We start from the raw sequence: 1,110 nt of genomic DNA, 5'->3' as shown, positions 1-1,110 counted from the left end.
GGCCGTGGCGGTGCCGCGCCGCGGATGCGCCGTCGCACCGGTCACCCGCGGGAGCGCCCCGGCCGCAGCGCGCCCGCGCCGTCCGGCCGTTGAGGGGGCGGACGGGTGCGGACGCGAAGGGCGTGCCGTCCGGCGTGGCCGAAAGTACGACCAGACGTGGTAGCCCTTTCGGTGTACGAATCGCTCGTACACGCGAGCCTCTCGAGTTGCGCAACTCCCGTACGCGACACCCGGAACGGGACGTTCCGGTGCTGTTCGGGCATTCGTCCCCGGGTGTGATCTGAGACCTTTTCAGGCGCTGTCCACCCGAACGGGTCAGCCGTGAGGAGCCTCACATACTGCCGATTCGGCTCGGTTTTTTCGCCACTCTCGGGTGAAGATCCCTTCCGACGACAAGCCCCCGCCACAAGCGGCGGGGCGGTCCGGGCGGACGCCGAGTCCTGCCGCCACCCGGATGCCCGGTCGACATCTGTGCATCGGCAGGAGTGGAGGACCCAGTAAGGCGGGCCGTCCGGGAGACCGGCCGGTCCTTGGGGTGAAGTCGTACGCGACCGGGCATCTTCGCCTGCCCGAACCCGACAGGTCATCCTTCACAGGCGGCTGACGAAGGGTTGCGCATGACTGCGCTGAATCGTGTTCCGTCGCTGCTGACGAGGGCCGGTACCGCATCGGCACTCACGCTCGCCGCCGTGGGCGGCACCATAGTGGCCCCCGGGCTCACCTCCGAGGCCGAGGCAGCCACACACGGGACGAAGGCGCTCAAGATCGCGGCTTCCAAGAAGGGCTCTCCGTACGGATACGGAGCCGCGGGACCCAGCCGGTTCGACTGCTCCGGCCTCACGCTCTACTCGTACAAGCGCGTGGGCAAGAAGCTGCCGCGAACCGCCGCGCAGCAGTACAACAAGACCCGCCATGTCTCGAAGGGCAACCGCACCCGCGGCGACCTGGTGTTCTTCCACTCCGGCCGGAACGTCTACCACGTCGGCATCTACGCCGGTAAGGGCAAGATCTGGCACGCCCCGAAGCGGGGCACGGTGGTGCGGCTCGAGAAGATCTGGTCCAAGAGCGTCTGGTACGGCCGGGTCCGCTGATCCGGCGGGCGGACGGCGG

1 protein-coding gene and 1 riboswitch are annotated in these 1,110 nt (G+C 68.9%); the gene reads left to right on the top strand.

Annotated features, from left to right (window positions below):
- The first annotated feature begins 445 nt into the window (after positions 1-445).
- Positions 446-614: riboswitch (cyclic di-AMP (ydaO/yuaA leader) on the top strand.
- Between the two features lie 3 nt (positions 615-617).
- Positions 618-1,091, top strand: a complete 474-nt coding sequence (locus STRAU_RS25315; protein ID WP_037661803.1) for a C40 family peptidase — start codon at positions 618-620, stop codon at positions 1,089-1,091.
- The last annotated feature ends 19 nt before the right edge of the window (positions 1,092-1,110 follow it).

The organism is Streptomyces aurantiacus JA 4570, from assembly GCF_000414115.1.
Taxonomy (GTDB): Bacteria; Actinomycetota; Actinomycetes; order Streptomycetales; family Streptomycetaceae; genus Streptomyces; species Streptomyces aurantiacus_A.
This window is presented reverse-complemented; position numbering and strand designations above follow the sequence as displayed.